We start from the raw sequence: 249 nt of genomic DNA, 5'->3' as shown, positions 1-249 counted from the left end.
CGTGACCTATTGTACCAATGTTTACATGGGGTTTGCTTCTGTCAAATTTTTCTTTTGCCATTTTTTCCTCCTAAATTTTATTTTATAAAATTTTCATATCTATATTTTATACTATATTTAAAAAAAAAGCCACACATTCCATAATTTTTTGGTAGTGTAGTTTGAATTAGTGGTGGTGAGGGAAGGATTTGAACCTTCGAAAGCTGTGCTGGCAGATTTACAGTCTGCTCCCTTTGACCACTCGGGAAC

1 tRNA gene is annotated in these 249 nt (G+C 34.1%); it reads right to left on the bottom strand.

The annotated features are described in order from the left end of the window. Positions 1-170: 170 nt before the first annotated feature. Positions 171-249 (bottom strand) — tRNA-Tyr (locus I6E17_RS09835).

The organism is Fusobacterium perfoetens (genome assembly GCF_021531595.1).
In the GTDB taxonomy this organism is placed as follows: domain Bacteria; phylum Fusobacteriota; class Fusobacteriia; order Fusobacteriales; family Fusobacteriaceae; genus Fusobacterium_B.
This window is presented reverse-complemented; position numbering and strand designations above follow the sequence as displayed.